At 66.6% G+C, this 2118-nt stretch carries 2 protein-coding genes; both read left to right on the top strand.

All coding sequences use genetic code 11. The annotated features are described in order from the left end of the window. Positions 1-891 (top strand): substrate-binding domain-containing protein (locus tag JOZ79_RS02025; RefSeq protein ID WP_294069893.1); only part of this gene is annotated, 891 nt, incomplete at its 5' end. A gap of 26 nt (positions 892-917) precedes the next feature. Beyond that, positions 918-2118, top strand: a 1201-nt coding sequence (locus tag JOZ79_RS02030; protein WP_294069896.1) for a sugar ABC transporter ATP-binding protein, incomplete at its 3' end; no start/stop codon positions are given.

Here is a 2118-nt window from a genome sequence, read left to right on the forward strand (position 1 = left end):
AAGATCGTCGGCGTCCCATACTTCTCCCTGCTGCAGACCGGCCTCGCTGCGGCAGGCAAGCAGTTCGGCATCGACTCCACCATGATCGGCCCGGCCCACGTCGATCCGGCCCAGCAAGTTCGACTCGTCGAGGACACGATCGCCAAGAAAGTTGACGTGCTCGGCCTGATCCCGCTGGACGTGAAGGTGCTGGCGCCCGTCGTGAAGCGCGCCCGCGACGCCGGGATCATCGTGATCACGCAGGAAGGCCCCGACATGGAAGGCCGGACCTGGGATGTCGAGATGGTCGATAGCACGGCGTTCGGCGAGGCGATGATGAAGTCGCTCGCGCGGCAGATGGGCGAGAAGGGCGAGTATATCTGCATCGTGGGCACGCTCACGACGCCGCTGCACAATCTCTGGTGCGATGCTGCCATCGCCTACCAGAAGAAGAACTACCCCGGCATGAAGCTCGCGGCCGACCGCTTCCCTGGCGCCGATGAGATCGACACGACGGAACAGGTCGTTCGCAGCGCGCTCCAGGCCTATCCGGACCTGCGCGGCGTGATCGGCTTCGGCTCGAACGGGCCGATCGGCGCCGGCAACGTGGTCCGCCAGCGCCATCTCCAGAACAAGCTGTCCGTCACCGGCTTCGCGCTCCCGTCGCAGGCGAGGCCCCTGATCGAGGACGGCGCCCTCAAGGAAGTCTTCCTCTGGAGCCCCAAGGAGGTCGGCGAGGCCCTGGTCGCGGTGGCGAGCCTCACCCTGAAGAAAGCCGAGTTCAAGACCGGGATGGACATCCCCGGCATCGGCAAGGCGAACGTGGACCCGGACAAGCGGATCATCAGCGTGTCGCGCATGTTGGTCCTCAACAAGCAGACGCTGCCCGAACTCCTGAAGCTCGGTATCTGAGCACATCGTTGACGAGGGTGGGCGCTATGCCGAGCTTTCTCGAGTTGCGGAACATATCGAAACGGTTCGGCGGCGTCCGCGCGCTCAACGGCATCGACATGGACGTGGCCGCCGGCGAGGTGCACTGCCTCGCAGGCGAGAATGGCTCGGGCAAATCGACGCTGATCAAGATCATCTCCGGCGTGCAGGCGCCGGAGGCGGGCGGTCGCATCCTGATCGGCGGCGAGGAGTGCGCAGGGCTGGATCCGGCCGAGAGCATCCGGCGCGGCATCCAGGTCATCTACCAGGACTTGTCCTTGTTCCCCAACCTCACGGTAGCCGAGAACATCGCGGTCGAGCAGCACCACGGGCTGCATTTCCTGCGCTGGGGCGCGATCCGGCGCACGGCGGAAGCCGCCATGGCGCGGATCGGCGTGTCGCTCGACCCAGCGTCCTACGTCGGCGACCTCTCGATCGCCCAGCGCCAGCTCGTCGCGATCTGCCGCGCCATCGCCAACGACGCGCGCCTCGTCATCATGGACGAACCGACCGCCTCGCTGACGCGGCACGAGGTCGATGCACTCCTCGCGCTCACGCTCGAGCTGAAGCGCCGGGCGGTCGCGGTCGTGTTCGTCAGCCACCGGCTCGACGAGTTGCTCGAGATCGCCGAACGCGTCACGGTGCTGCGCAACGGTGAGAAGCGCGGCACGTTCGAGGCGGCGGGAATGACCGACCGCCGCCTTGGCGAGCTGATGACCGGCAAATCCTTCGACCATCAGCGCATCGAGGTGGACCTCGGCGCCGCGCCGAGCGTGCTCGAGGTCGAGGACCTCTCGCGCGCCGGCGATTTCACGGACGTGTCCCTGTCGGTGCGGCAGGGCGAGATCCTCGGCATCACCGGCCGACTCGGCTCGGGACGCACGGAGCTCGCGCTGTCGCTATTCGGCATGAACCCGCCCGATTCAGGCGAGGTCCGCATGAACGGGCACGCGGTGAAGCTCCGCTCCAACCGGGACGCCATCGAGAACGGCATCGCTTACGTATCGGAGGACCGGCTGTCGCTCGGGCTTGTGATGCCGCAGCCGATCTCGTCCAACATCGCGCTGACCGTGCTCGCCAGCCTTTCCGACCGCTTCGGCCTCGTCGAACGCGACCGCCGGCAAGACATCGTGCGGCAGTGGATCGCGGACCTCGGCATCAAAGCAGGCGACCCGGAAAATCCGGTCGGAAAGCTCTCGGGCGGTAATC

It is taken from the genome of Sphingomonas sp., assembly GCF_019242355.1.
Classification (GTDB): domain Bacteria; phylum Pseudomonadota; class Alphaproteobacteria; order Sphingomonadales; family Sphingomonadaceae; genus Sphingomicrobium.